Below are 2,679 nucleotides of genomic sequence, written 5' to 3' on the forward strand. Positions count from 1 at the left end.
CCAGGCGCTGGATCTCGCGCTCCTCGGCCTCGGGCAGGCCGCTCGGGCAGTGGTACTGCGTGACGTCGGTGAAATACTTGTTCTGGTAGTCGTAGTTGCCGGCCGGCGCCACGATGCGGATCACCGGCAGCGCATGCGCATCCGCCCCCTGGCCCAGCACCGGGCAGGTGGTCTCGTCGCCTTCGATGAATTCCTCGCACAGCACTTCGGGGTCGTAGCGGGAGGCCAGCAGGTAGGCCTGTTCGCACTGCCCGGGCGAGGTCACCTTGGTCAGGCCGATGGTGGAGCCTTCGCGCGAGGGCTTGACGATCATCGGCGCGCCCAGCGCCTGCAGCGCCTGCGCGGTCTCGGCGGCGCTCGACACCAGGCGCCAGTCCGGCGTGGGCAGCCCCTCGAAGCGCCAGATGCGCTTGGTCATGATCTTGTCCATCGCGATGCTGGACGCCATCACGCCGGGGCCGGTGTACGGAATGCCGAGCAGCTCGAGCGCGCCCTGCACCGTGCCGTCCTCGCCATGGCGGCCGTGCAGGGCGATGAAGCAGCGCGCATAGCCGCCGTGCCGCAGCTCGGACAGGTCGGTCTGGGATGGGTCGAACGCATGCGCGTCCACGCCGCGGGCGCGCAGCGCCTGCAGCACGCCGCCGCCGGACATCAGCGAGACCTCGCGCTCGGCGGACGAGCCGCCCATCAGCACCGCGACCTTGCCCAGGGCGCGCACGTCGATGGCGGGGGTGTCTTCGTGGCTCATCGCGCGACCTCCGCCAACGCTGGCGCTTCTTCTTTCTGCAGCATTTCCACCACCTTCGCCGGCACGGCGCCGATGGAGCCCGCGCCCATGCACAGCACCACGTCGCCGTCCCGGGCGTTGTCCACGATCGCCTGCGCGAGCAGGGCCACGTCGTCCACGAACACCGGCTCGACCTTGCCCGCCACGCGCAGGGCGCGCGTGAGCGACCGGCCGTCGGCGGCGACGATGGGCGCCTCGCCGGCGGCATACACCTCGGTCAGCAGCACGGCGTCCGCACTGCCCATGACCTTCACGAAATCCTCGAAGCAGTCGCGCGTGCGGCTGTAGCGGTGCGGCTGGAACGCCAGCACCAAGCGCCGGCCCGGGAAGGCACCGCGCGCCGCGGCCAGCGTGGCCGTCATCTCGACCGGGTGGTGGCCGTAGTCCTCGATCAGCGCGAACCTGCCGCCCCCCGGCGCGGCGATGTCGCCGTAGCGCTGAAAGCGCCGGCCCACGCCCTTGAACTGGGCCAGGGCGCGCAGCAGCGCGTCGTCGGGAATGTTCAACTCCACCGCCACCGCGATGGCCGACAGGGCGTTCAGCACGTTGTGCTCGCCCGCCAGGTTCAGCACCACGTCGATGTCGGGCAGCGTGACGCCGTTGCGCCGCTGCACGCGAAAACGCATCTGACCCGCATCGGCCCGCACGTCCACCGCGCGCACCTGGGCGTCTTCGGCGAAGCCGTAGCTCGTCACCGGGCAGGTCACGTCGGCCAGGATGTCGCGGATGGCCGGGTTGTCCACGCACAGGATCGCCGTGCCGTAGAACGGCATGCGGTGCAGGAACTCGACGAACGCGCCCTTGAGGCGGCCGAAGTCGTGCCCGTACGTTTCCATGTGGTCGGCGTCGATGTTCGTCACCACCGCCATCACGGGCAGCAGGTTGAGGAACGAGGCGTCGGACTCGTCCGCCTCCACCACGATGTAGTCGCCGCTGCCCAGCTTGGCATTGGCGCCCGCGCTGTTGAGCCGCCCGCCGATCACGAAGGTCGGGTCGAGCCCGGCCTCGGCCAGCACACTGGTCACCAAGCTGGTGGTGGTGGTCTTGCCGTGCGTGCCGGCGATGGCGATGCCGCGCTTCAGGCGCATCAGCTCGGCCAGCATCAGCGCGCGCGGCACCACGGGAATCTTCTTTTCGCGGGCGGCCAGCACCTCGGGGTTGTCGGCCTGCACCGCCGTGGAGGTAACCACCGCATCCGCCCCCTCGATGTGCGCGGCCGCATGGCCCACGCAGGTGCGGATGCCCAGCGCCTGCAGGCGGCGCAGGGTGGCGCTGTCGGACAGGTCCGAGCCCGAAATGCCGTAGCCCAGGTTGAACAGCACCTCGGCGATGCCGCACATGCCGGCGCCGCCCAGGCCGACGAAATGGATGTGGCGAATGGCGTGCTTCATGCCAGCTCCTCGCAGGCAGTCGCCACTTCGCGGGTGGCGTTGATCTTTTGCATGTTTTTGGCCTTCTGCGCAATATCCACTAGGGCATCGCGCTCTGAATTTTGTAGCAACTTCGCCAGCCACTCGGGGGTGAGGTCGCGCTGCGGCACGAGCCACCCGCCACCGGCGTCCACGAGGAAGCGGGCATTGGCGGTCTGGTGATCGTCCACCGCATGGGGGAACGGCACGAACACCGCCGCCGCGCCCACGGCGGCGATCTCGGTGACGGTGCTGCGCCCGCACGGCAGACGATGAGGTCCGCGTCGGCGAACGCCGCCGCGGTGTCGTCGATGAACGGCGTGAGCGTGGCCTGCACGCCCGCCTTCGCGTAGTGCTCGCGCAGCGCATCGATCTGCGCTGCGCCGCTCTGGTGGGTGACGACGGGCCGGCGGTCCGCCGGAATCAGCGCCAGGGCCTGCGGCACGATCTCGTTGAGCGCGCGGGCGCCCAGGCTGCCCGCCC

The 2,679-nt window shown here is 70.3% G+C and carries 2 protein-coding genes and 1 pseudogene; all 3 read right to left on the bottom strand.

Annotation, left to right across the window (positions count from 1 at the left end; all coding sequences use genetic code 11):
* Positions 1-748, bottom strand: a 748-nt coding sequence (locus tag AC27KI_RS22430) for a D-alanine--D-alanine ligase (RefSeq protein ID WP_487115920.1), incomplete at its 3' end; no start/stop codon positions are given.
* Entirely contained in the window at positions 745-2,178 is a 1,434-nt protein-coding gene (murC, locus tag AC27KI_RS22435; protein WP_487115922.1) for a UDP-N-acetylmuramate--L-alanine ligase, read from the bottom strand. The genes murC and AC27KI_RS22430, both read right to left, overlap by 4 nt.
* Positions 2,175-2,679 (bottom strand): annotated as a pseudogene (locus AC27KI_RS22440) (glycosyltransferase); the annotation flags it as partial. The pseudogene AC27KI_RS22440 and the gene murC, both read right to left, overlap by 4 nt.

It is taken from the genome of Acidovorax sp. KPB24-03 (assembly GCF_057546605.1).

Excerpts from the sequence above, each read along its gene's own strand:
- murC (WP_487115922.1), bottom strand. The coding sequence starts at position 2,178 with ATGAAGCACGCCATTCGCCACATCCATTTCGTCGGCCTGGGCGGCGCC.